Origin of the sequence: Brevibacillus sp. AG162 (genome assembly GCF_006715575.1) — a bacterium.
GTDB classification, from domain to species: domain Bacteria; phylum Bacillota; class Bacilli; order Brevibacillales; family Brevibacillaceae; genus Brevibacillus; species Brevibacillus brevis.
On record NZ_VFNO01000011.1, the window covers coordinates 98,526 to 123,314 of the forward strand.

16 protein-coding genes are annotated in these 24,789 nt (G+C 44.9%); 5 read left to right on the plus strand and 11 right to left on the minus strand.

The features are described from left to right. Positions 1-1,424, minus strand: a 1,424-nt coding sequence (locus FB479_RS30650; protein WP_185746420.1) for an Ig-like domain-containing protein, incomplete at its 3' end; no start/stop codon positions are given. A gap of 417 nt (positions 1,425-1,841) precedes the next feature. Here FB479_RS30650 and FB479_RS25325 point away from each other — a divergent pair. Beyond that, positions 1,842-4,916 (plus strand): hybrid sensor histidine kinase/response regulator, encoded by a 3,075-nt coding sequence (locus FB479_RS25325; RefSeq protein WP_142067146.1) that lies wholly within the window; start codon positions 1,842-1,844, stop codon positions 4,914-4,916. A 17-nt stretch (positions 4,917-4,933) separates the two neighbouring features. Here the strand turns inward: FB479_RS25325 and FB479_RS25330 are convergent, their stop codons facing one another. Both FB479_RS25330 and FB479_RS25335 read right to left on the minus strand, forming a co-directional pair. After that, positions 4,934-6,064: a response regulator gene (locus tag FB479_RS25330; RefSeq protein ID WP_142067147.1), complete on the minus strand. Its 1,131-nt coding sequence runs from the start codon at positions 6,062-6,064 to the stop codon at positions 4,934-4,936. Positions 6,065-6,169: 105 nt separating this feature from the next. After that, positions 6,170-6,547 carry a winged helix-turn-helix transcriptional regulator gene (locus FB479_RS25335; protein WP_142067148.1) on the minus strand — a complete coding sequence of 126 codons (378 nt, stop codon included), beginning with the start codon at positions 6,545-6,547 and terminating at the stop codon, positions 6,170-6,172. Between the two features lie 125 nt (positions 6,548-6,672). Between FB479_RS25335 and FB479_RS25340 the strand changes: the two genes are divergently transcribed. Beyond that, a complete protein-coding gene (locus tag FB479_RS25340; protein ID WP_142067149.1) occupies positions 6,673-7,716 on the plus strand; it encodes a zinc-binding alcohol dehydrogenase family protein in 1,044 nt (347 codons plus the stop codon). Positions 7,717-7,882: 166 nt separating this feature from the next. Here the strand turns inward: FB479_RS25340 and FB479_RS25345 are convergent, their stop codons facing one another. Together FB479_RS25345 and FB479_RS25350 are read right to left on the minus strand one after the other, a co-directional pair. Further along, the gene (locus FB479_RS25345; RefSeq protein WP_142067150.1) at positions 7,883-8,380 is read right to left on the minus strand and encodes an imm68 putative immunity domain-containing protein; all 498 of its coding nucleotides are present in this window, start codon (positions 8,378-8,380) and stop codon (positions 7,883-7,885) included. A gap of 80 nt (positions 8,381-8,460) precedes the next feature. After that, entirely contained in the window at positions 8,461-10,134 is a 1,674-nt protein-coding gene (locus FB479_RS25350) for a DUF6138 family protein (RefSeq protein WP_142067151.1), read from the minus strand. Positions 10,135-10,301: 167 nt separating this feature from the next. Between FB479_RS25350 and FB479_RS25355 the strand changes: the two genes are divergently transcribed. Next, entirely contained in the window at positions 10,302-10,463 is a 162-nt protein-coding gene (locus FB479_RS25355) for a zinc-binding dehydrogenase (protein WP_142067152.1), read from the plus strand. 332 nt (positions 10,464-10,795) lie between these two features. On the opposite strand, the gene FB479_RS25360 is transcribed toward FB479_RS25355, so the two are convergent. Further along, positions 10,796-11,185, minus strand: coding sequence for a (deoxy)nucleoside triphosphate pyrophosphohydrolase (locus FB479_RS25360; RefSeq protein WP_142067153.1), 390 nt, complete (start codon positions 11,183-11,185; stop codon positions 10,796-10,798). Positions 11,186-11,201: 16 nt separating this feature from the next. Further along, positions 11,202-14,414 carry a DUF3427 domain-containing protein gene (locus FB479_RS25365; RefSeq protein WP_142067154.1) on the minus strand — a complete coding sequence of 1,071 codons (3,213 nt, stop codon included), beginning with the start codon at positions 14,412-14,414 and terminating at the stop codon, positions 11,202-11,204. A gap of 180 nt (positions 14,415-14,594) precedes the next feature. Here FB479_RS25365 and FB479_RS25370 point away from each other — a divergent pair, with 180 nt between their 5' ends. Together FB479_RS25370 and FB479_RS25375 are read left to right on the plus strand one after the other, a co-directional pair. Then, a complete protein-coding gene (locus FB479_RS25370; protein ID WP_142067155.1) occupies positions 14,595-15,269 on the plus strand; it encodes a hypothetical protein in 675 nt (224 codons plus the stop codon). A 448-nt stretch (positions 15,270-15,717) separates the two neighbouring features. Further along, the gene (locus FB479_RS25375) at positions 15,718-15,987 is read left to right on the plus strand and encodes an ATP-binding protein (protein ID WP_304488798.1); all 270 of its coding nucleotides are present in this window, start codon (positions 15,718-15,720) and stop codon (positions 15,985-15,987) included. A 381-nt stretch (positions 15,988-16,368) separates the two neighbouring features. On the opposite strand, the gene FB479_RS25380 is transcribed toward FB479_RS25375, so the two are convergent. Genes FB479_RS25380 through FB479_RS25395 form a run of 4 tightly spaced genes read right to left on the minus strand, consistent with a single transcriptional unit; the run spans position 16,369 to position 24,757 of the window. Next, a complete protein-coding gene (locus FB479_RS25380; RefSeq protein ID WP_185746421.1) occupies positions 16,369-17,742 on the minus strand; it encodes a TIGR02679 domain-containing protein in 1,374 nt (457 codons plus the stop codon). Continuing rightward, complete coding sequence (locus tag FB479_RS25385) at positions 17,726-21,991, minus strand: TIGR02680 family protein (protein WP_142067158.1); 4,266 nt, start codon at positions 21,989-21,991, stop codon at positions 17,726-17,728. The genes FB479_RS25380 and FB479_RS25385 overlap by 17 nt, the downstream gene beginning before the upstream one ends. After that, positions 21,978-23,195 (minus strand): TIGR02678 family protein, encoded by a 1,218-nt coding sequence (locus FB479_RS25390; protein WP_142067159.1) that lies wholly within the window; start codon positions 23,193-23,195, stop codon positions 21,978-21,980. Before FB479_RS25390 ends, FB479_RS25385 begins: the two co-directional genes overlap by 14 nt. Further along, on the minus strand, positions 23,192-24,757 hold the full coding sequence (locus FB479_RS25395; RefSeq protein ID WP_221629586.1) for a TIGR02677 family protein: 1,566 nt from the start codon (positions 24,755-24,757) through the stop codon (positions 23,192-23,194). Before FB479_RS25395 ends, FB479_RS25390 begins: the two co-directional genes overlap by 4 nt. Positions 24,758-24,789 lie beyond the last annotated feature (32 nt).

Consider the following 24,789-nt stretch of genomic DNA (forward strand, 5'->3'; position numbering starts at 1 on the left):
ATGGCTTCTTGAAGAGCGTTCCAGCTCGCTTCTGTATACTGGGTTTCTACCAGGTTCTCGGCTGTAATCTCGTCAACCTTTTTTTGCAGTGCCGTTTTATCTACTACTACAAATTGTCTATTCACAGTCTCCGACTGATTTTTATTTATGCTGGCTGTAACATTGATCGTATATGCACCTGAACTTAGGGCCTTATCAACTGGGAGCTCCCAGTTCCCATTCTCGTCGGCGGTCCTCTCCTCAGTGATAACGATGGATGAGTCTGCTGCACTAACGATCTTAATCGTTACCTTCGCAAAAGGTACTGTTACACCGCTTAGCGTCGGTTTTGTCCCTGTAATCTCACCATTGGTACTCGGTTGGCTCAATTCATTCTTAAATAATTTCCATACCAAATCATTATTACCTTCACGATAACTTGCAAGAAGATGACTGTTATCGGAAAACAGATTCTCCAGTCCCACCAAACCGGCTTTGGCTGCTACTCCAAACTTATTCCCCACATTCATTCGATTATGCGCGGTAATACCTGCTTCTCCAGTAAAATCATCGTTTAGAGTAAGGAGCGTATTGCCTTGTAAAATAACGTTTCGCTCGGGTTGGTTCGATCCTTTATTCCCCGTGATATGTGCTGTACCGGAGAGAACGAACCGAGTATTAGTATTCGTACTGAGATCAACCCCTCCGCCACTATTGTCAGTGATTTTTCCTCCGGACATAATGAACTCTGCATTATCAACAATTAAGACCGCACTTGAACCTGAAGACGAATGCTTATTACCTGTGATTTCTCCACCTTTCATTTCTATGGTCGCAACCAATCCACTACTACCGTCGAGATAGATTGCGGTTCCTCCAAATGCGGAAGGACTGTTACGTAAAACAGCGCCTTCTTCAATGATCAGTTTTGAATCATTGTAGACATTCATTATTCTTCCATTGAAGAAATCATTTCCGAGGGTGGCGTCAATGATAATATTTTTTAATGTAAGCTGGCCCTTTTCAAGATAAATAAGTGTGTCTCTATCTCCTCCCACCTCACCGCTTGCCGCTCCCTTGATCGAGCCACGCTGAATCACAGCGGTATCTACGCCAGAGGCCGTAGAAATCGTAACACTCTTGTTTTGACTAAGATGAAGGTACTTCTTGTCGGCCGTGACCAATAAATCGATATTGTTCAAGACAAATATCGTTCCCCCGTCATCGACCTCTTGATAGGCTTTGTACAATGTAGCGTAAGGATTGTTTCGAGTTCCATCACCTGCGGTATCATCGCCACCGCTGGATACATAAATTTCCAAAGATGTCTCTTCTTCAGCAGCATAGCTGACTGGCATTCCTGAGCTTACCCCAATGCCCGTGAAGACAAGAGTAAAAATCAGGAACATCATCCCTATTTTTCGCAAATTAATGTCATTCAGCAATTAGATTCATTCCTTTCCTGAGATTTGATACTGGCAGAAATCATCAATATCGAACTTGCAGGCTCCCGCCATGGAGAAACCACTTGTCACAAGCGCCAACTAAGGCCAGGACGGTAGAGGACGATTCCACCAATTCCGTGGCTTCAAAACGTTTTTATTGCCCTTCCTTCCTCTCCCTCCGGTTTATGGATATTTTGTTAAACTATTTATTTTTATTAGACCTCATCCAATATGTCATCTTAACAGGGCCGCCTCTACAAAACCTCTACAACTTTCCTAGTCTACCTTGATATATTCTTAAGTAAGAGGTGTCCTGAAAATCTTGTCGAAGAGTATTCATTATGAGAAAAAATGATATTCTTCGGATTTGGGGCCTAACAATTTTCTTACTACTATTCATTGAGGGTAATCATTGAAATGAAAACAGTCGCATGGAAATGGACGAAAATGATCGTTGTTGCTCTACTAGTCGTAACAGCCCTTCGCTTACTCTGGATGAGTTTCCTCACCACCTTTGACTACGCTGAAAAACCAGTGGCTGTACAAGGCGTGCTTGATTTGCGTGGATGGGAATTCTCGGGATACCAAACATTACGGTTGGATGGGGAGTGGGAGTTCTTCCCTTCTCAGTTCATAGAGGGAAATGGCCTGAAGAAACCTGAGGGACAGACATACCTCCAAGTACCCAAGCGGTGGGGTGAGGCATTTGTTCATGAGCCGGGAATACCGGACTCCTTCCAATTCGGCACGTATCGACTACGCATCTTGCTTGATCCGGAACAGGAACAGACACTTGGTCTCAGGATCAATGAGCTTCGAACTACCTCGGCTGTCTATGCCAATGGGAAATTAGTCGCCCAGGTAGGACAACCGGCAACCAGCTTCATAGAGCATCAAGCACGCAATATTCCCTATACTGTCAAACTGACACCCGAACAAGGTCAAGTAGAGTTGCTTATCCATGCTTCCAATGATGCCGGGGCAGGAGGAATCACAAAACCTATTCGCTTCGGTACGATAGAAGCTATACAGATGCGGACGATCCTCTCCATCAGTTTGCAACTATTATTACTCGTCGTGTTTCTGATTCATAGTTTATATGCCTTGCTCCTGTACTTCTTGGGCGCCAGAAATAAAGGCTTGGTATATTTCTCGTTGGTTATGATTTGTGGAATATTGACTGTGGTAACAGCGGATGACAAGTTATTATTTGTCTGGTCGCAGTTCGACTATGATTGGACAGTTAAGTTGACGTATCTCGTCTATGTTGGTGCGGTCGCCTTCATACCTCCCTTGTTTCATCATCTGCTTCCTGCTTATCTAAGCAGAAGGATTTTACAAGGTTTCGGTGGCTTGTGCAGCTTATACGCTATGTTCATCCTCTTCGTACCTGCTGGAACTATCTTAGCGATGAGCAGAATGCTCTCTATCGTGATGCTCCTATCCGTCATTATTTCTGCCTACATACTCTGGAAAGCCATTCGGGACAAGGAAGACATTATATTTCTCCTGCTAGCTTGCTTGTTTGTAGGGGTGAATGTGATCTGGACGATTGCTAATGGCATATTAGGCAGAGAATTTGTTCACTACCCCTTCGATCTGATCTTTGCCGTACTTGCTTTTGCGGCATATTGGTTTAGACGATTTTTCCGGGCAACGACTGAGACGAAACATCTTGCGGAGAAATTACAGCAAGAGGATAAGCGCAAGGACGAATTTTTGGTGAATACTTCTCATGAACTGAGAAACCCATTACATGGCATCATCAATATCACTCAAGCGATTATCGAGGATACAAACAATCCCCTTCATGAAGAACACAAAAAGCGTCTGGATATTCTCCTGCATGTCAGCAGACGTCTGACGCTCATGCTAGATGATTTGCTGGATGTAACCCGATTAAAGGAGAACACCATTCGCCTGCACGAGAAAAAATTAAACCTGCAGTCTATCTTCGCTGGTGTTTTCGATATGGCAAAACTGATGCTGGACGGAAAACCGATTGCTTTAAAAGTGGAAATAGACGATTCGTTTCCTTCTGTTCGGGGAGATGAAAACCGGCTTATTCAAATTCTGTTCAATTTGGTGCATAATGCCATTAAATTTACAGATGAAGGAACCATCACGATTCGCGCGACAACGTCTAGGGGATTTGCGCTTATCCAAGTAGAGGATACTGGGGTTGGCATCGAGGAAAAAGCTCTGCAAACCATTTTTCAACCTTATGAACAAGCGGAACTGAATTCAATCAGAGCAAGTGGCGGATTCGGGCTTGGCTTACATATTTCCAAACAGTTGGTTGAGCTGCACGGCGGTACTCTATCGGTTCAGTCCACCCTGGGAAAAGGCTCTGCCTTTACTTTTACCCTCCCACTAGCTACAGATTCCGTTCCAATAGAAGAAAGCAGCGCTCAGACATGGATGCAGACTTCACTAGAAATAGCCGCTGCAACGACTGATCGTATCACCACATCGACAGAAACGGTTTCTTCTATGAATAGAAAAGCAAAAATTATCGTTGTGGATGACGACAGTATTAACCTGAACATCCTTCGCAAAATGCTTGAATCAGATCAATATGAAGTAAGCACGGCAACCAGCGCTCAGCAAGCCCTGTCCATGCTGGAACGTAACCCGGTGGATCTGGTCATCTCAGACGTCATGATGCCTCACGTATCAGGCTATGAACTAACACGCATCATCCGGGAACGATTCTCTGTGTTAGAACTGCCTGTCCTGCTCTTGACCGCGCGCAATCGTTCCGAGGATATTGTAGCCGGCTTTCAAGCAGGAGCGAACGACTATGTTAAGAAACCCGTCGATGCTTGGGAATTAAAGGCCAGAGTAAAAGCCTTAACAGAACTTAAAATATCCTTCGATGAACGTTTGCGTATGGAAGGAGCATGGTTACAATCACAAATCGAACCTCATTTCTTATTTAACGCATTAAATTCAATTGCCGCCTTGGGACTTCAGGACTTCACGAAAATGCAGGCCCTGCTTGAAGAGTTTAGCAACTATTTGCGTTTGAGCTTTGACTTTCACAATTCTGAACCCGTTATTTCGCTTCACGATGAACTTGATCTTGTTCGATCTTATTTGTATATCGAGAAGCAACGATTTGGCGATCGATTGCAAGTGGAATGGGATCTGGACCCTGATCTCGATTTTTGCTTACCGCCCTTATCCATACAACCGCTAGTCGAAAATGCAATCAAACACGGCTTAATGCAAAGCACAAGTGGGGGAACAGTCTGGATTCACATCAAAGACAAAGAGGAATATTTCGAAGTTTCAATCCAAGACGATGGGGATGGGATAACAGAGGAAGATCTGAATCAACTTTTCAGCCAAACAAGGCATGGCAAAAAAAGAGCAAGCGTAGGTCTGCGAAATATTGAACGGCGACTAAAACAACTATATAACCAGGGATTAACAATTGATAGCTCACCTGAACAAGGTACGATTGTCACTTTCAGAATCCCAAAATAAGGAATAAACTAATTGGTTTATTCCTTATTTTTCTGCTTCCAAAGATGATACCATTCTGTAATAGCCGGATTAGGCTGTTCTTGCAATTCGTTCCATAACACACTCGTTAATTGATCATATTGCTTGTGAACCGAAGAGTGCCTTCCCATGTCAGCAAATATTTTCATAAGGTAAAAATAGGCTTCTTCCTCGAGCGGATAACGCTGACAAATGTCCAAACATAGCTTGATGGCTTTGTCCCATTCATCATTGGCGTAATACCAATCCACCATTTTCACGGCGGTTTGCACCCATTGCAGTTGTAATCTTTGACGCTCGCTTTCTGCCCATATGTAATGATGCTCTTGCAAATAATCTCCTTTACACAGAGCTATCGCTTGTTCATACTCGCCAATCGTCTCCCCAGATAAGGATAAGTCAGAGCGAAAAAACCGCTCAAACTGATCTACATCCAAGATGGTTTGTTCTAGTCTTACCTTATACCCTTCTGATGTATTGCTGAGTTGAAAATATTTACTAAATGGCGCCAAAGTTTTGCGAATATGATAGATAGCCGTATACAATTGATGATAGGCTTTTTCCGGTTCTAGCTCTGGCCAGAGCAACTCAATGATCGCCGTTTTATTAACCGACGTTCCCCTGTGTTGAACCAAATATAAGAACAACTGCTGCACCTTGGCAGTTCGCCAGCGAAGTGGGATTTCCTGGCCTCCATCTACAATCATTACTTGTTGAAACATACTCATTTGTAAATTCTCCGACTTCTGAAGGGAGAAGGTCGTATGTTCCTCCATCCTGGATTGAATTCGTTTCATTGTATTTTGCAGACGTTGCTTGCCAACTGGCTTTAAGACATAGTCAAGGGCGTTCAGCTCAAATGCTTTAATTGCATATCTCTCATATGCGGTGACGAAAACTATTTGTAATTGAGGTTTCACTTCCAAAAGCTGTTCGGCCAACTCGATACCGTTTAGCTTTGGTATTTGAATATCCAAAAAGACAATATCAATCTCATTTTTTTCAATCTCTCGTTTGCCGATCATCGGATCCGTATACTTGCCAACAATTTCAAAATCGCCGATATGTAATAACTGATGCTCCAAATAATTTAATGCCAACTCTTCATCGTCGATTAAGATCGCTTTCATCCTGTTCCCCACTTTAATATTCTATCTATTTTCTAAACTATTCCCTCCCTGAACATTTACTAAAACATTCCCGCTCCACTACTTAGGTTACTGCTCAACTTGCCTTTACCTTTCCTCCCCTTGTATCGTTGGATTTTCATTGAGCCGCACTTTATAAGACTCGCCCCATGCTTTCATTGACATAATGACAGGTTCCAGAGTCCTTCCGAAATCAGTAAGGGAGTATTCCACTCTTGGAGGAACCTCTTTATATATTTCGCGATGAATGATGCCATCCCGTTCAAGCTCTCTTAACTGCAAGGTGAGCATAAATTGCGTGATTCCCGGATTGAGGCGCCTGAATTCATTGAATCTTTTCGTTCCGTTCAGGAGCTGATAGAGAATGATCCCCTTCCACTTTCCACCAATAACATCCAGCGTTGTTTCAACCGGACATGCTTGCATATCTGGACTTACTCCATATTTCTTTCTTCGGTCTCCCATCAGTTTATCCCCCAATGGTTTGATTTTTAATACTATACCATAAAAATATGCGTACTTACTTAAAGTAATTGAATCGATTTACAATGCAACTGTACAACATTTCCTATTTGAGAGGATGGATACCCATGAATACTCCCCAAAAAATGAAAGCTGTCGGTGCTTACCGATACCTCCCCATATCCAATCCGGAAAGCCTTATTGATCTGCACTTGGATAAACCGGAACCTACAGGCCGCGATTTGCTTGTACGTGTAAAAGCAATCTCTGTCAACCCTGCAGACGTAGGCGTCCGCGAAAGTCATAACTACGAAGCCGATTCACCGAAAATTCTTGGTTGGGATGCCGCTGGAATCGTAGAACAGGTTGGTCCTGACTGCCAATTGTTTAAACCCGGGGACAAGATCTATTATGCGGGCAGTGTGTCTCGACCTGGCAGTAACAGTGAATTTCACTTAGTTGATGAACGAATTGTGGGAAATATGCCGAGAAGTTTGGATTTCGCTGCCGCTGCCGCCTTACCGCTAACCTCGATAACTGCATGGGAGGGCCTTTTTGATCGTTTAGGAATTAGCGTAAATACAGGTGAAAACAAAAACATACTGATTATCGGTGCAGCTGGAGGAGTAGGATCGATTGCTATTCAACTTGCAAAATTAGCAGGTTTGACCGTCATCGGTACTGCTTCACGTCCAGAGTCAATTCAATGGGTCAATAATCTCGGTGCGGATTTTATCATAAACCACAACACCCCTTTTCACCCTCAACTCAAGGAAGTTGGTATCGACACCGTAGATTATATCCTTTGCTTGAATGATACTGTTCAACATCTTGAAAATATGGCGGAAGTCATTGTCCCCCAAGGTAAAATTTGCGCTATCGTTCCTGCAAACAAGACTACCTGGGCAGGGAGCTTGAAAATGGACTTGCTGTTTTCTAAAAGTGTAACGTTTGTATGGGAGCTCATGTTTACACGGTCCTTGTTTCATACCAATGACATGATCAAACAACACGAGTTGTTGAATGAACTGGCGGACTTAATCGATGATGGGAAAATAAAAACTACGCTGACTGAACGACTGGAGCCCATCAATGCAGCAAACCTACGTTTGGCGCATGAGAAGTTGGAATCTGGACGGACCATTGGAAAAATTGTTTTAGAAAACTTCTGATACGACGAGGACGAAGTAGGCACGTTTGGTTCCAAAACGCGGTAATGTTAATAAACAACGCTAAGGCCCCTTGGTACTATGGGGCCTTTTTGAGTACAACGATATGTGCTGGCGAGACAAATTCTCCCCAGAGTCTTTAAAAACTTGCCTTTACTTGTGGTACGGCTCAGCTTAACGGTGCCAGCTCATCTGCGATCATTTTTGCCTTTTCCGCAAGCTCTCTCATATCTTCCGCCGGAACAAGCTCGGCTAATTCGTAAGCCAGCGGATCACGGGAAAACTTGTACAATTCATCCCGAAGCAGGTTCCTTTTTTCTTCGGAGGCTTCTATATAAAGTTTGCGCGGCTGCCTATCCTCATCCAAATCATGCAAATCGACATAGCCTGATTTTTGAGACTCCAAGACAATGGCTGAAAGATCGATTAGAGCTGAGCAGGCAATATCAAGTTCTGCTCGAAACGTGCCGTTAGCATTTTTTATATCAAATCCAATACTTCCGCCGCTTTTCAAGTCTCCCTCGGAAAGCAGAACATCCAGACCCAAGTCCTTTAAAATCTGATTGAGCGTCACATTCGTTGAATCCAATTGTTCCAAATAGTCTACTAATGCCAGCGAATCATCGGACCCGCCAATTAAATCTCCCCACCATTTGCTTATGTACATGTTCTTCTCCTACTTTCTTTTAAACATTGTAATAATCCCTCAAAAGCATACTTATCCATGCCGCTTTCACCGAGCCACCGTCAGGCTATACCCGCCGCCTTTTGCATACGAATTATCAGCTCCTTGCGCGGTCCCTGCGCCTTGCGAGCCAATGCAGCCAGCTTCTCCACATTGCCCCAGATCGGGTACAGTACCCGCTCAACCTCGTCATCCGACAGAGTCTCTATTTGCTGTACGAATAACGACAGCTTGTCTTCGCTTTCCAGCTCTGGCTGAATCTTCAGTTTTAGCGAATCGTGGGAGCGCAGCAGGCAGGCGATCAAGATGGGAGTCGAGCGTTCCGTTATGCCATAGGTTTCGGCAAAAACCGCTGTGAACTTGTCATGCACCAGCTGATGCTCATCATCCACAAGGTCCATGTAAGCTTCAACAAGCGGAAAATACCGCTCGGACGAAAGCCCCAGCCCGAACACAGCATAACTGCCCGGCATTACGCTTCTTTCGCTATCCGTATCCTCGTACCATTCATACTCTTCCATCGCCTCACGAGCGTATTCCTCCAATAAAGGATGCAGCTCGGAATAAGCCAGAGCATTCGCAAAAAAACGGTGCGTGTCCGATTTAGCTAGCCCCTTGATGGGCAAATACTCCTTCACGCTGGATTTTAACTTGATTTTGTAGCTTTTCGGGAAGTCCTTTCGGAGCAGGGAGAGAATAAACGACATCGCCCGCTCGTACGCCCCGGCTTCTTCCTTGCGAATAACGATTGTGAAGAGAGAAAAAACATCGTTCGCTTTGCATTCGACCAATTCATCGCGCAAATGGACGTCTTCTTGCGAGAAGCTGTCACTGCCCTCCTTCAGCATACGCGTGGCTTTACCGCTGCCAAGCTGCTTCGCCAGCTCCAGAAAAGTCTGACCCAGGTATTTGCTGAATTCCGGCTCGTAACGAATAATCATCACCGCTCCGTACAACAGAAGGTCGATAGGCTGATTCGGCTCATCCTTATTCTCAAGAACAGCATCCGGCTTGATCATATACTCATTGGTCCTGTATTCGGAACGGGTGACGTCATAGTAACGCGGCAAAAATACATTCTCAGCCCAGTCGGTCAAAGCCCATATGATATCTCTTCGATGCTCCGCGAGAGCCTCAACCTGTTCTTTATTCAACTCCTGAATCCGGTCAAATAAAGCTATCGTCTTTGCGGCTTCCGGTTCGGGGAACAAATGCGGATCCAGCAGATGACGTGCCAAAAAGAAGGTTTCCAGCCTGTTTGTCTGGTTAGAGTCCTTCTCCAGTTTTTCCTCGATATAGGACTGAATTCGCTCCAGAAGCAGCCGCTTTTTCTCTTCATATTCAGTTTCCAGCACCGTTAATTCCACCAGCCCGTCCATCGTTGCGAAGGTTCCTTGGAAGGTAAAACGGTAGTTGATCAACGGTGACGTTTCCACCTTATCCAGCCTCTCCCTTACGATTTCCGCCAGCAGGGGCTGAACCTCATTCAATATCTGCTCCCGCGTAAAGGGTGAAGCTTTCATCGACTTTTTACCTGCGGCACTCCCCGCAGATTTCGAACTCTCAACCCTTGTCCTGCCCGGCCGATAATCCAGCTGGACAAAGTTAAAGATGCCTACTTGCAGCGTGGTGCGTAAGACTACTTCCTGTGCGTTCTTTCGAGTTTCCTGTTCGTCAAACCATTTATGAATGGCTGTTTTCATCTCTTCCAGCGCTTCTTTTTGTAATTCGTTCATTGTCTCCCGCCTTTTTGCGTGTTCCATCTTTTCTTAACATAATCATACTATGGAAATGGGAAACTTTGTTGAAACTGTATACCTACCCCTCGGATGGGCTAAAGACTAATCCTAAATAACTTGTATGGGAGTTCATATTTACACGGTCCTTGTTTCATACCAATTACATGATCAAACAACACGAATTATTGAATGAACTGGCGGACTTAATCGATGATGGGAAAATAAAAACTACGCTGACAGAACGACTGGAACCCATCCATGCAGCAAGCCTACGTTTCGCGCATGAGAAGTTAGAATCTGGACGGATCATTGAAAAATTGTTTTAGAAAACTTCTGAAACCACGAAGACGAAGTAGGCACGTTAGGTTCCAACAAGCAGTAGTGTGAATAAAACAACTCTAAGGCCCCTTGCTAACAAGGGGCCTTTTTGAGTACAACGGTATGTGCTGGCGAGACAAATTCTTCCCAAACTCTGTAAAAGCTTGCCTTTACTTGTGATACGGCTCAGCTTAACGGGATGGGCTTAAAATTATTGCAAAAAGCGGTCAAATTGATGGCCACTTTTGGATTGAATTTATTTTAGCTTTCTTGTTATAGATAGGACTTCTACCTACAAGAAGGAGTACCTATACCAGGGACACCTAACCCAAAAGATAATTTAAACTTCCATCAATTTTTTAATAGTTGGTATATCAGCAGGGGCCCATTCCAATTTTAATAGTTCTCCTCGATCAACCCACTCTAGCCTTTCATGCTCTTTTGGAATCGGAACTCCTCCAGTAACTTTAGCGAAATATGTAATCAATCGGACTGCTACTGAAGGATATTCATATACGTCGTCTGCGATAAACTCTCCGACCTCAATTTCACATTCAAGCTCTTCACGTATCTCGCGTACTAGCGTCTGTTCCGGCGTTTCTCCCTGTTCGATTTTTCCCCCTGGGAACTCCCACAATCCAGGTAGAGACATTTGTGATGAACGAAGAGCACAAAGAATTTTCCCTTCCTCATTTATAATAACAGCCCCTACTACATCAACTTTTTTCATGATGAACTCCTTTCAGTTAGCGAACAAAATCAAGGAAGATTTCGTTGGGTAGTTGTTGTTTGAGTCTCCATGTGATGTTCATTGGATTGTCTCCGTGACTTTTAATATACTCCAATTCGCCAACATACATAAAGGGTAGCGTCTTGCCATACATACTCTCGAATTTCCGAACAAAAAGGTGAATGTGAATCCCTCTTTCTTCGTGATGTATATAATCTTTGCCTCTTTCCGAAGAATGAGAAGTCTGATTCGCACTTTGCCAGTGAAAGTGATTTTGGTCGATGAAGTAGTCATGGTAATTGAGGTGTTCCTCTGTATCTTCACCTTTGTTTAGTGTAACAAAGTACAAATAGTGATTATCCACCCTGCTAATACCTTCCCGCCACGAACCTTCCTTAGCTGGTGACTGGAAAAGATACATCAGCTCGTTTCTAGTATAATTCTGATACAATTGCACTTGCTGATTAGATTGAAAGTAAGATTGGACTTGGAAGGTTCTACGGAATTCAGTCAATCCGTACTCTAATCGTTTTTTTAGGTAATCGCTAAGGTTCTGTTGTCCCCACGTACTTTTGATCAAGGGGTCCATGACAAATGTTCCATCATAAACCGATCCGAATGTCCACTCCTGCTTTTTGTAGGTTTCCGTTAACTTTTGCATGGAACGGAGAATGTAACCTTGATGTTTGGACACGTCTATCGCTATTCCAAACTTCTCACCAAGGAACGCTGCTACTTGCGACACATTCACTTGATCATATCGTGTGGCCAAAGACAGAATCGCAAGTTCATAAGGCCATTTCACAGGATAGAGTTGTTCTAGGCGTTGAACGATTTCCAATTCTAATGGAAGTTTAAAGAGTATATTGTCCCATTCATTGCAATCATCCATCTTTTTCTTGGTTTCCACCCAAGAACCGTATTTTTGAATAAAGAAATGCAAACCTGGAGCTACCGGTGAATAAAGAAAATCTTCAATTTCAGGTGACCGACCTAATTCCTTTTTGAATTCATTATAAAGATTAGCAAGCATTTGATTCTGATCCATCCGAATGCTTTGTATCTTCTCTAAAATCTGTTGACGTGTAATTTCTTCAAGATCGACAAAACACCCATCTGGTAAGTTCGCAAATTCGGTTTGAATGGCTACACGTAGTGCATCACGATCAAAAGCACGGTGGTTTGTTTGCCCTGCGAGTGCGAGTGGAATAATAAATGACTTTTGGTAATTACCGATAAAATCTAAGATCGTGACATATTCTTTCCCATCCCACTTTCGTAATCCTCGTCCCAATTGCTGGATAAATATGGTTGGTGATTCTGTAGGTCTTAAAAATAGAACAAGGTTAAGCGAAGGAATATCAATCCCTTCATTAAAAATGTTCACGGAAAAAATGAACTCAAGCGCATCTTGACTATCCTCTAATCTTTTAATCATTTCCCTGCGGTAAACGGGGTCATCCTCACCTGTTAAATTGATTGCTTGATAACCTCTTTGTGAAAATTCCTCTGCCATAAATCGAGCATGATCAATTGAGGCACAAAATCCTAAGGCTCGACGTTTATCACCGTCGTGGCCAAATTTCTCAATCATCTCTAATACATAGCCAACACGCTCATGTGTCTTTAACGCAGTAACTAAGGACTCCTCAACAAACTGCCCATTCTTAGTATCTACTTCTTCATAGTCAACAGTATTGTCCGCTAGTCCAAAATAATGGAACGGTGCAAGTAGATTCTCTTCCAACGCTTGGTGCAATCGTATTTCGTAAACGACATTATGATCACACAAAGCTAATACATCTTTTCCATCCATCCGTTCAGGTGTCGCAGTCAGTCCCAAAAGAAACTTTGGCTTGAAGTACTCAATAATTTTCTTATAGGTATCTGCCTCAGCATGATGGAACTCATCTACAATTATATATTCAAAATGTGTCGGCTGGAATTTGGATAGAACCTCTTCCCGATGCAACGACTGGACGGTGCTGAACAAGTATGGTTTTCCCCACTCTTTTAGAGAACCCGTAACTTTACCCATAAAATCATCAGTATCAAAAACCTTGGCAAACGTATTCTTTGCGTTATCCAATAGTTCTTCCCTGTGAGCAAGGAAGAGCAAAGTTTTTGCTTGAAATTGATTGACGTCAAAAGCCGAGAGATATGTCTTCCCACTACCAGTCGCAGCAATTACGATTCCTTTTGTGTTTCCATTTTCTCTTGTTTCTCTTAGAGCTTCCAACGCTTTTTCCTGCATGGCGTTCGCGGTCAGATTTGTTTTCCGGTTAACAGCATATGTATTATGTTGCTCTGCAACTTTTAAGATTTGCTTTTTTTCGTATTCCATTTGATTCACAGATGGATGCGTTGCCGTATTTTGGGATGTACGAGCTGTCAAATAGATTTCCTCATATTCCAAAAGAAAAGTTTCCGTCAACGGAATAGCACGTTCATCATTCCACAGTTCTTCAAAAAGATGACGAGCTTGTTGATAGATCTGGGTATGTGGAGCATCTGGTAATTTGACATTCCATTCGTATCCTGTGCTGATGGCCGCTTTGGAAAGATTGGAAGAACCGACAATCACGGTATGTAAACTAGATAACCTAGAAAAAAGGTATGCTTTCGTATGAAATGAGGTATGACCAGACTGGAACATCCGTACCTCTACTTTTTCCATTTCCATCAGCCTACGCAAAGCTTTCGGTTCAGTTACCAACATATAGCTAGAGGTAAGGATGCGAATAGTCTTCCCGTTCTTGATAAGTTCATCAAAAGGCCGTAGGAGAAGCTGTAAGCCTGACCAACGGATAAAACTAACCATGAAATCCGCCTGATCAGCTGTTTGCAATTCTGTTTTTAACGTTTTGAAAAAGTTGTTTGTTCCTCTTCCCTGATTAGTGATCAGCATCGGATTCGTAAAAAATAGCTCTGGATAGATGTTAGGAAGTGTTCTGTCGTCATAGCGATAGTGTACGGTTGATAACGGCGAGTGTAGGTCAATTTGAGAATGAGATTCTAGTTTCTGATCGATCTCTTGAACAAGGTTGAACATCTCCATGTACTTCTCATCGCTTGCAAGTTCATGTAGAGCGTTCCCGATTCGCTGAGCCATTAGCTGTGTCAGTGCATTGGCGTAGTTCCGAGGGTGGATCGGGGTTACACGGTTATTTTGCGGATACTCTTTGTTTTTTCGATATAGTTCTTCAAAAAAACCTTCTAGAAACGACATAAAAGGTGCTCCTTTTGTTGGGGTCACCTCTTAGTTTACTATACTTTAGGAAAGTAATGGTATTCAATGAATAGAGGGATTATTTATGATAAGGCACACCGAGTTTTGAACAACGGCAACGAAACCAAACCCTTCAGATTTCGTAACATATAGTATTCTTTTAGTCATGGAGGGATACTATTGTTAAATTTTTTTAGAAGGTTTTTTTCATTTTTAGAGAGCTTTTATAACTGGATTTTTGTCCCAAGTTATTTTGGTTTTCTACGAGGAGCATATGTCATGCTTGGCTCTGCTACCTTAATAGTACTAATGACAAAATTACAACTAGTCCCAAACAAAATAGCTGCCTCTATTCTATCAACTATCTGGATTACAGTTCTTATACTTGGAATGTTTAAATTTAGTCCTGTTAGGCTACCTAAATTTATAATTGGCCCTACTAAAATTCCTATTGAAATTATAAAAATTTTTGGTCACAGATCGTATTTATTCTGTATCAGTTACTTCGGAATTTATATTTCACTCATTATTTACATACCAATTTTATTAGCAGGCGTACATGGAAATGGTCTCGATTTAAAACTTATATTGGCATTAAGTGGGGTCAATACTGTCCTCTGGTTTATGTATCATCTATTGAATGGAACTGCTACAGTAAAACAGGTGAAGGCTAGAGTTAGTTTATACGCCGCAATTTCCGGTACATTCTCTCCATTGCTTGTTGGGAATGTATTTGAAAGTATAACTCCTATTTTAGCCTCTATCGGAATTGGATATTTATGGCTCCAACATTTTACTGAGCAATATGAATTAGAACAAGAAATGATTTCAAATCAGGATACAACTAACCAATAGACATTTAGATTCAATCTTTTATCCAACCGTTTCTGGAAAAATGCTAAAAAGGAGGAACTGAAGTTCCCTTCCTCGATTCACTCATTTTGACTCAATCTTTACCTTACTTTTGGTGAAATATGTATTCATTTGGAATTCATCACACTAACCATTTTGTTATCTACCAAGCGATTTATCTCTTGAAATATTCCAGGTGTGACACTCCTAGCAGCCTGCAATTGTCCGTTTAATTTACGAAGATCCCTTTCGGACTGATACGCTGACATAGATTCACAATTATCTCTAGTTACTTTCTTTAATTTCATGGCTTAATCGTAAATCTTTTTCTGTAATTTATTGGATACCAAAAGCATCTGATTTTTAGAAATAACAACACAAGTAACAAGCTTATTGCCGTCACGGTTACACCGTTCAATTCTGGACAGCAGCCAAACTGTGTAATGAGCTGATGGAGGCGCAATCAGAGAGGCGTTTGCTTCAATGGTTAAAAGGCGATCTAGCCATTGATGAGGTAGGGTTTGTTCCTTTAAGCAAAACAGGTGCTGAGCTACTATTTCAATTCTATGCTGCTCGCTATGAAAAAGGAAGCATGACCCTTACTAGCAATTTGGACTTCGCTAACTGGACTCAAGTGTTCAAAGATGAACAAATGACGGACGCTTTAGTGGATCGACTTACACACCGAGCTCAGATAGTTACCGATTTAAGCAAAGCCTGAAGCAATCGTGATCATGAAAAAGTTACCCACCCGTCGGGTGGAATAAATAGTGTTTATCAAATACAATCTCCTGCCTAATCCTGTGCACCATCACTTATGGTACGGTTCAGCGTAACGGGTCGGACGGTCAATTTTCTTTACGACAACAAAACAATAAAGCCGTAAACCTGATACAAATGCAAGAGTAGCAGATTTACGGATCGTCATTGTACAAAAAGCTATCCTTTATCGTGTTTTGCACTATCTATAAGCTCTGAAGGAATGAGTACAATCTCATATCTATCCTGATCCAAACGCTTCGAAGATTGATTCAGTGGATTCATCCGGAATTACCTCTTTACTGATCTTCTTATTATCCATCTTAGCATCTCTTGAAGCCTTTCAAACGGATATTGATATCAACGCTGATTTTATATCGTTATAAAGCTGATCCACTAGTGATTCCTGATATACCGGGGTTCGCTGTTGAAGAGCTATTTTAACGGTCTGGACAAAGGGGGTGGGAAATCCTTGGTTTTCCACTTCACCAATCAGCTTGTGAAGATTGTTCCACCGCCACTCCTCGATATGAATATCTTGGGTCACGGAAGCATAGTCCTCCGGGGTGTATCGCCAGAACAGTATGTTCCCTGCTCCATAGCGACGCCATAACCGTACGGCCATCTGAAAGCCTTCAGGATCGAAATCTCCTGAATAATGCAATTGACAACCTGCAGATACCAGTCGATCACATAAGGCAAGAACCGCCAGGGAGAACTGGCCGGAAGAACAGACCAAAGGAGGTAACGGTCTCTCTTCAAATTCATGTTCCCATTGATCCAATAATGATGAGAATACTGAGGGATTCTCCACTATCCACACACGTTTGGGCGGTTCTTTCTGCAAATATGGCTCAAAATCCGTGCATCTAACAACAGTGCGAAGAGGAAGGCTAACTACTTCTTTTTTGTTCCCCACCTCACTGCTTCCCCAATCATTTTTACCACAGATCCCGCTGACCACAACCTGTGATGACAGATCATCCCGCAATATACGATGATCGTACAGAATTTGCATGATATCTTCTGAATTGGTTGGAGCGTTTTTCCCTCCTATGTAACAAAGGGCATAGAGCAACAATCTTCCCAATGGTGAGTTCATGTCAAAAGCATGCGGATATCCTGTCATATGCGTAGACAGAACAGGCAGGCGTATATATGCTGTCGGCTCCATGCGATCAAGATAGTGGATCACCTTTACTACTAACAGCAACCATCGCTTGACATCTTGGGGAGACGTATTCCACCATTGCCGAACTGCCATCGCGCCTACTCCTTCGTGTTGAGACAACCCCTGTATCCACTCTTTCGCTAAGCGATGGTTGTAAGCGCTTGTTTCAACCAATACTTCCTCCCAGAATTCATTCCAAACCTGGAGATTCTGGAGTTGTTCCTCTTTTTTACTGACCAGGGATTCGCCGAAATATCCCTCCAAAATATCCTGCAGTGTCACTTCGGAAAACTTGGTTTTCATTAATCCCTGTTCTATATCTGTTACACGGATGGTTTCTGTAGTACCGGTATCAAACGGACGATTCAGCAAGCCTGTCAGCGCCTCCGCCTCTGCCAAGGTCATGCTCCGCAGCGACACTTTCCCACCAAGGTAGCCTAAACTTCTATATTTTCGCTTTAGCTCCCGAAAAAGTCGATCATAGCCTTGGGATTGTGTACGAAAATAAGCCACTGCTTGCTGCAGCAGTTTATCGTCTGTCTTCATCATCCATATTCTCCTCTTCCAGGCTGACAGCGACCTCAGACTGGCTCCAGTCCTCCCACTCTTCGTTCAATACATGCAAGGTTCCGCCATCCCACAGGTATCGAGCTACGGATACGAAAGCGGCATTTTTGGGCCGTATCAATTCGCAGATAGCCAGACGAGAGACCGTGTCATAATCTCCCCAAAGCGCTTGCGAGTTCATGATGTAATTAAAACCTAGTTGTTCAACCAGCATAAACATGTCACGTATGTTGTTTTCGTCCACTCCGGCAAATGCTTCGTCAAGGGAAATGACCCTGGGTGCCTGCGGGTCAGCTTCCGTATATCGGGAATAGGCAGCCGAAAAGAGCGGGATATACATGGCCATTGCCTTTTCTCCGCCGCTAAATGTGAAAAAGATGCGATCTGTCAGCTCTTTGCTTGCTTCTCCTTCCCGCTTGTGGAACAGTTTAAAGGTGAACCAGTGGCGATAATCCAGAATCCTCTTCATGATTTGGTGGAGGGTTTGTCCGCCACCTTCCGTAGAGTCTGTCAGATCTCGCTTTGCCCGCTCGATACGGGAACGGAAATGGTTGGTGATACGCTCGATGTCTTGATCCCTCATCAAGGCTGGGTCTTTTCGCAAATACTCGACCAGCTCAGCCGTATCTATCTGAGACTCGTCTTCCGCAGTGCGGGGTGTCCATTTTAAGGAGAAGGTCAGGCCGCTCGAACTGTTCCGCTGTCCCATCAGTTCATTCATTCTTTCAACCCATTTTTCCGCACGGTTAATTCGATGTTTGATCACCCGTCCAACACTCTGCAGGATTACCTCTTCAAAGATTTTCCGGTCCTCTGCGGTCAGATACAGGCGGTGCAAGTCAATCTCGTAATCCAGCCTTTCCAGCAGTATGTACGGGTGGCATCTCTTTCCTTCATACTCCAACAACACCGTGCGACGTCTTGCTCTTGTTTTCAGCTCGGTCCAAAGATGGGACAGCGACAGCAATTCCGCTTGTTCCTCCCACCCTTCTTCCACCTTGAACTCTAGCGCGTAATCGAGTGATGGCTGATACTCAAGCAAGTTGATTTGCCGTTCTGTTTCAAAGATCCTTTGCAGTTGATTGTTAAAAGTTTCTCGCTCACGACCAGTCATGACTGCTTGCAGCTTTCTCAGCACGCGAAACGCCACGTCATCCAGCCTGTGCATTTCACCTTCTGCCGGATCACCATCTTCGTTACAGTCGTCGAGATAAGCCCAGAGCCCTAGCGCATATTCGTCAGAGAAAACTTTCCACCAAGCGGTCTGCAGTTGTTGGCGCACTTCTGCGACCTTTTCCGCTTCGAGCAGATTTTCCTGAAATTGCTTACGGCTGTTGTTGGCTTCCCCGATCGCCCTCGATGTGGCTTGCAACTCATCGGGCAGCCTGTGTAATCTATCCTTGCAATAGCGGATTCTTTCCCGGATCTCTTCGGCTCCCTGGGTGGCCAGCATGCGTTCAATCGCTTGCAAGCGTTGCTTCTGCTTTTCCACTTCCCCCTCAGCGACATTAACTTCTCCGCGCAACCGATCCCATTCATAGTTCGCTTCTTCCAGCATCTCCTCGGTCTCCCGCTGCCGTAGGAGCAGGTTACATTTTTCGCGGTAGGCGGTTTCCAGTTTGCGCAGATCGTCCATGTAATCCTGCATGGACAGAAGGGCTTGGCGAAGCGTTTCTACTTCCAGCGGGATCGTCAGCCCCTCTGCTGTTTGTTTCAGAAGATCGCGTTCCGTATAAAGCGTTTCAATTGCTTCTCGCACTCTCTGGTTGCGTCTTTGTACTTCCTCCTGCCATACTGTCATCCGCTGTTTTGATTGTTCCACCGCTTGCAAAGCGTCCAGCAAGTCTTTTTCGGAGGGAAAGCCCTGAAATTCTTCGGTAAGAATCTGGAGACGTTTTTCTATATCGCTGATTTTTTGCTCAAGGCTTTCAAATTCCTGATCCAAATGCTCCAAACGTTGTTTCCAGAGCGCCAATTGCTCCTCACGATACCTGCGTCTCGCTTCACGCCCCACATATACCGACTTCTCAATGACAGGAGCGTGTCCACTCAAGACGCCCACTCCAAAGCTTCCACTTGCTGTAACAAACGCAGGTAAGGACGACCCGGCAGTTCTTTCCGCCAAAATTGTATGCAGTACCGCTTCAATCTCCTCTTGAACGATTCCTGTCCCTTCCGCAGGGGTTGGTATCAACCATTCGCTGATCGTATGCGCAAGTAGTTGAGGATCCGGCACGATCACCTTGTCTTTTACATATTCGGCCCAAACATCTATGTGATCCAGATACGACGTGGGAATGATCAATGCGTCCAGCAGTCCCGCTTCCGACAAAGCAGATTCTATTGCAGCGCGCACCATCTCCGGCACTTCCTGTCGAAACTCCACTGCAGCATAGAGCGGCACATGTGGAATTCCCTGCTCACTCAGCCACTCTCTCGCTCTGGTTGTTTGCTCATGGCGGGGTGGTTCCGGATCTTTTCTGGTTTGCCACTTGCGATACTCTTCTTCGGCTTGCTCACGCTCCCGTTGCTTTTCCTGCACCTGCCTTTGCACATCCCCATGAAGATCGCGCATATCCTGGCGCAGTAGCTGATAGGCGTGAACGACCGGATCTCTAACCGTTTCAAAGCGAGCTGACGATTCGAACTGAGCAATCTTCCGAATCGTTTCGCGCACCGTCTCGGGAGATAGCCGAAGTTCACTCACCTCCCCCTGCCATTGGTGCAAGCGGGCGATCAGTTTCTCTTTTTCTTCCTCTACCACAAGTTCCCATTTTTCTTTTCCCCGTTGATTTTCATCCACCTGCTTTTGAGCGTCACCCAGCGCACGCTCCGCTTCCATGCGAATCCGTTCCGCTTCTGCTGTCTTTACGGCCTGATGATGAGTCAGCTGCAGTTGGTTCCGATACTCCCGCGACTCCTTTTGCCACAGTTCCATCGAATATCCTGGCTGCGCCTTTTCAAACTCCCTGCGGGCCATCTCATGAGCTGGAAATTCGTTTTCCTCCACCGCCTGCTCCATATCTTCGAGCAGATCGGCCATTTGATCTTCGGCGTTTTTGATATTCACACCGATATCTTCAATGGTCCGTCGCAACTGATTGACCTTTACCCGTTTGCCATCGTTTTCTTTCTGCTTATCCTCCAAGCGACGCTGTTCCTGCTGTAGCTGCTGCTTAACTTTGATTCGTTCTTCTTCCGCCTTGGCGATGTCGTGATCCTGCAAGCGCTCATGTTCTTCTGCAAGAGTCTGCTGTTCGATTCTGAAGGCATCCAGTTTGGATTGCAATCGAGTTCTTTCATCATCCTTTTGGACTAGCAGGTGCCGGTACTCCTCCACCTTTTTTTGCGCAGCCTGAGCTGCGTTGACAGCATCGGCCAACCCTTTCGCTTTATCGTACCAGATATACCGGTTGTATTCGGTGTACTCCCTAGCAATCCTCGAGAGCGCCTTCTGGTCCCGCTCCAATTGTTCCAGTTGCAGTTTCGTACGGTCCATGGATTCAATCGCCTCGGACAAAGGACGCAGCTCTTCATCAGAGAGGCCCGGCAACGAATTTTCCAGGATATTGTAGATCACAGTCGGTTTAAAGTCTTTGGACAGTTTGGGACTCCTCAGATGAATCAGCAGCTTGATCAAATCTTCATACGCTTCCAGTGAAGGGAACCCAAAAAGAAGTTTGTTCACCATCTCCGCGTAATCGCTTTGCGAGAAAACGACCCTGCCCCCGGGGCCGATCTCCTTCTCCAGTTCCCGTTTACCCAGCGGAATGCGCTCTTGCTCCTGCTTTTCCGCATTGTATACCAGCCGGTACAAAAAAAGGTCATGCCCAATCCTTCTGTTGTCCTGAACGGAAAAGCCCCAGAAGTCCATCTGCGTATTGCGCTTGGCTCTCAAACCGATCCCGATCGTCAAGAATTGGTTGGTGTACGGTTTGCAAAATTCCAGATACAGATAGCCGGTTCTCTCATCACGGCCGGTTACTTCCTTTTCCCCCAGTAAGTAGTCTTCCATCCGCCTTGCCTTGGAACCAAAAGGGTCCAGGCGATCCGGACTTTTTTTTCCGTCCAGTACGACCGGCAGCAAACTTTGCATCGTTACCGACTTCCCAGAACCGTTGGTTCCACGCAGCAACAGCTTGCCATTGGCAAATTCAAAACACTCGTCATCGTAATACCAGAAATTGACCAAACCTGCTCTGGACATCTGCCATCTATTCGCTTCCATCCTGCTGCCCGTCCCCTTCCTTTCGCTTCTTCAGGTAATCTCTCGGATATTGGGACATAATTCTCCCCAATCGTGGCATGATCGCGATTAATTGTTCCCTTTCATCCCGATAAGCCAATCTCCATGCCTCCATCTCTTCCAGTAACTGATGCGCCAACTGCTTGGTCGACATCTCTCGCAACGCTTTTCCCCAACCATGGCCATATTCAGCCTGGCATTGATCCAACAGCATCTCATAATCCACTTGTGTCAAGAGCAGCCGGCCGTCGTTCTGCACGGGAAAAGAGCCTGCTTCAACCGCTGCGCGAACAGTCCCGGCAAAAAAGAAAACCACCTCGCTGATGGCTCTGGTATCAGGATAAAGTGTGTTTCCCAGGCTTCTCCCATGATGCACCAGCATCGCATCCTGTCCATAAATCTCCAAATCAAGTCCCACTGTCTCTTCAAAGTCTCTTGCTATTACATTTCGCTGGTTGCGAAGATATGTCCAATCCCCATCCGCCATCTCTTCCTCTCGTATTCCGGGAGTAAGCAATAATTGACGGTATACACGATGCCTCCGCGCCAATGTTTCGTTTTCGGTGTCAACGATTTTCAATAGATCCTCTGTCGTCTGGAATTGCATCAAATCACGCGGATATGCTCGTAGAAAATATTTCACCAAAGGGGTAGGCTCATACAAGACATCCGTTTGTTCTGAAGCCACAAACCCTTGATCGTCGCCATCCACAACAACCAGCAGCTCCCATTCACGGGCAAGCTGCAGCACGCGGACTAGCGACTTGCGATGGTCGTAATTGGTCCAATCCACCGCACCGGGGCCCGGGTAGGTGACCTTTATTTCCTCGCATATATCGGAAAGCAGGAATTGATCGTCGATGCTTTTTGCCTCCAAATACGCCATCAGCAGAGAAAAAAACGTATAATCCCGGACTTCCGCAAGCCCAGGCAATCCCATCCATGGTTCTATTTTCCTGCCCACGAACTTTTCCAGTTTGACAAATTCGTAATGTATCAGCAGACGAAACCCCAGCTTTTCATTAAAAAAGGGTCTGAGCACATGCTCGCGATCGCGAACAGCCTGATACCAGACCATGTCGCTGCGTGGAATCCAGAATCTCTCCAGTAATTCCCACGCCGCTTGCTGAGCCAACTCATCAAAACGAGGTGTATACTTCGCGTCGGTTCGCTCAAACTGGCTCATCTCTTCACCTTGTTTTCATCCAGAAAGTAAAGCACATAATCGGGCATTTCCAGAATGCCGTCTGTGCACCGCAAACGCACCCGCTCTCCTGTACCAGACTCGACCACTTTGAACCGTCTGCCGTCGTCTGTCTTTCCTTCTCTTGCTGGTGACGCCATACTTTTGCCGATCCATTCAAGTAGGGTTTGCCGTACAAATGGTTCGATGACCGGAAGCTCCCGCACACTCACCCGATACCCTGCAAATATCTGATTCAATCTGGCTTGCCGCTCTGCCTTCTGTTTCAAATATTCAGCCAGCATTGCTTTTTTCTCCTCGTCTTTCGATTCGATTTTGCTTGGTCTCGTTCTCTCGCGGTATTCCTGCACGCGCGGCTTCACCACATATTCGGCTGGCTGCATGTCCCAGATGGTGGAGTAGATGTCTTCCGTCACCTTCGGTGTATCTACCCACATATGCCTCATCCGGGAAATACCGAATACCGCTGCCGATAAACAATGGGCCTCTTTCACATCTCCCAAAGAGGCAAACCATTTTGCGAGATACAGATAGTCTGCCCTGCGGCTCCGCATGCTGGATTGCCGTTCCCCCTTGCGCTGCGCATAACGGGTGATGCGGCGTATCGCTTCAGTAGTCTCCCGCTGCAAGTCTTCCAGATCGCTGCCCCGGCCGCTTCCGTCTCCCAGAAACCATTGCCAGATTCCTTCCCACTGATCGTAATAGCGCTTGACAAGCTCCTCTTTTATCAGGGGTGTCGTTTCAAAACGAGGGATAGAGACATCGTAACCTGCTATCCTATGGAAAATGTCGTTCAATAAGGCCCGATTCACTTGTACGAGCAAACCTTCTATCTGGTAAGAGCTTCGCTGCAATCCCATCATGAAGCGTCTCAGGTAGTCGGTCACTTTATCTTTGTAAAGGAGGAACTGCTCCGTCATCATTACATCTTCAACTTGAACGCTATCCAGGTTCGCCATATAGTCCCGGGCGTTATTGGTCACCTTGCGAAACAATTCGTACAATTCCGTCCACCAGTGGTACAGTTTCTCATCTGTCCAATCTTCTATCTCAAAACGCGGGCGCTCTCCGGGTTTGTGAAAGGAGACGCGAGCCAGTCGTGTCAACAATCTCAATGTTTCTACAAGTTTATCAAACTGGGTAGACTCCAGGGAGCCACCGTATGTATCTCCCATTTCTTCCAGCTCTTCGATCAACCTCTCGAACTTAATGGTGTACGGGCTCGCTTGATAGCGGTACCTTTTTTTCTTGAAATCTTCTATTTTGCTCACCTTGCCCGATTGTTTTCGCTGCAGGTTTCCCCAATCGTGCAACTGTTGCAAATCCAACTGAAGCAAGTCTTCGGTGTATACGGATGCCTCGCTTGGCTCCATCCGTTCTTTTACCGCTTGCAAAATTTCTTCCGGTCTTAGCCAGTAGCGAAGTCGCTGTTGTTGCTCGTAGAAATAGCGCAAGATTGGTCGGTAGCGGTATGCGTTTTCTACTGACAGGTATTTGGCTTCGGTTATGGCTTTGTAGTTGCTAAGGGAATGATTATTCGACAAAAGAGTACCTCCCCCAAGAATTTCTATATAAA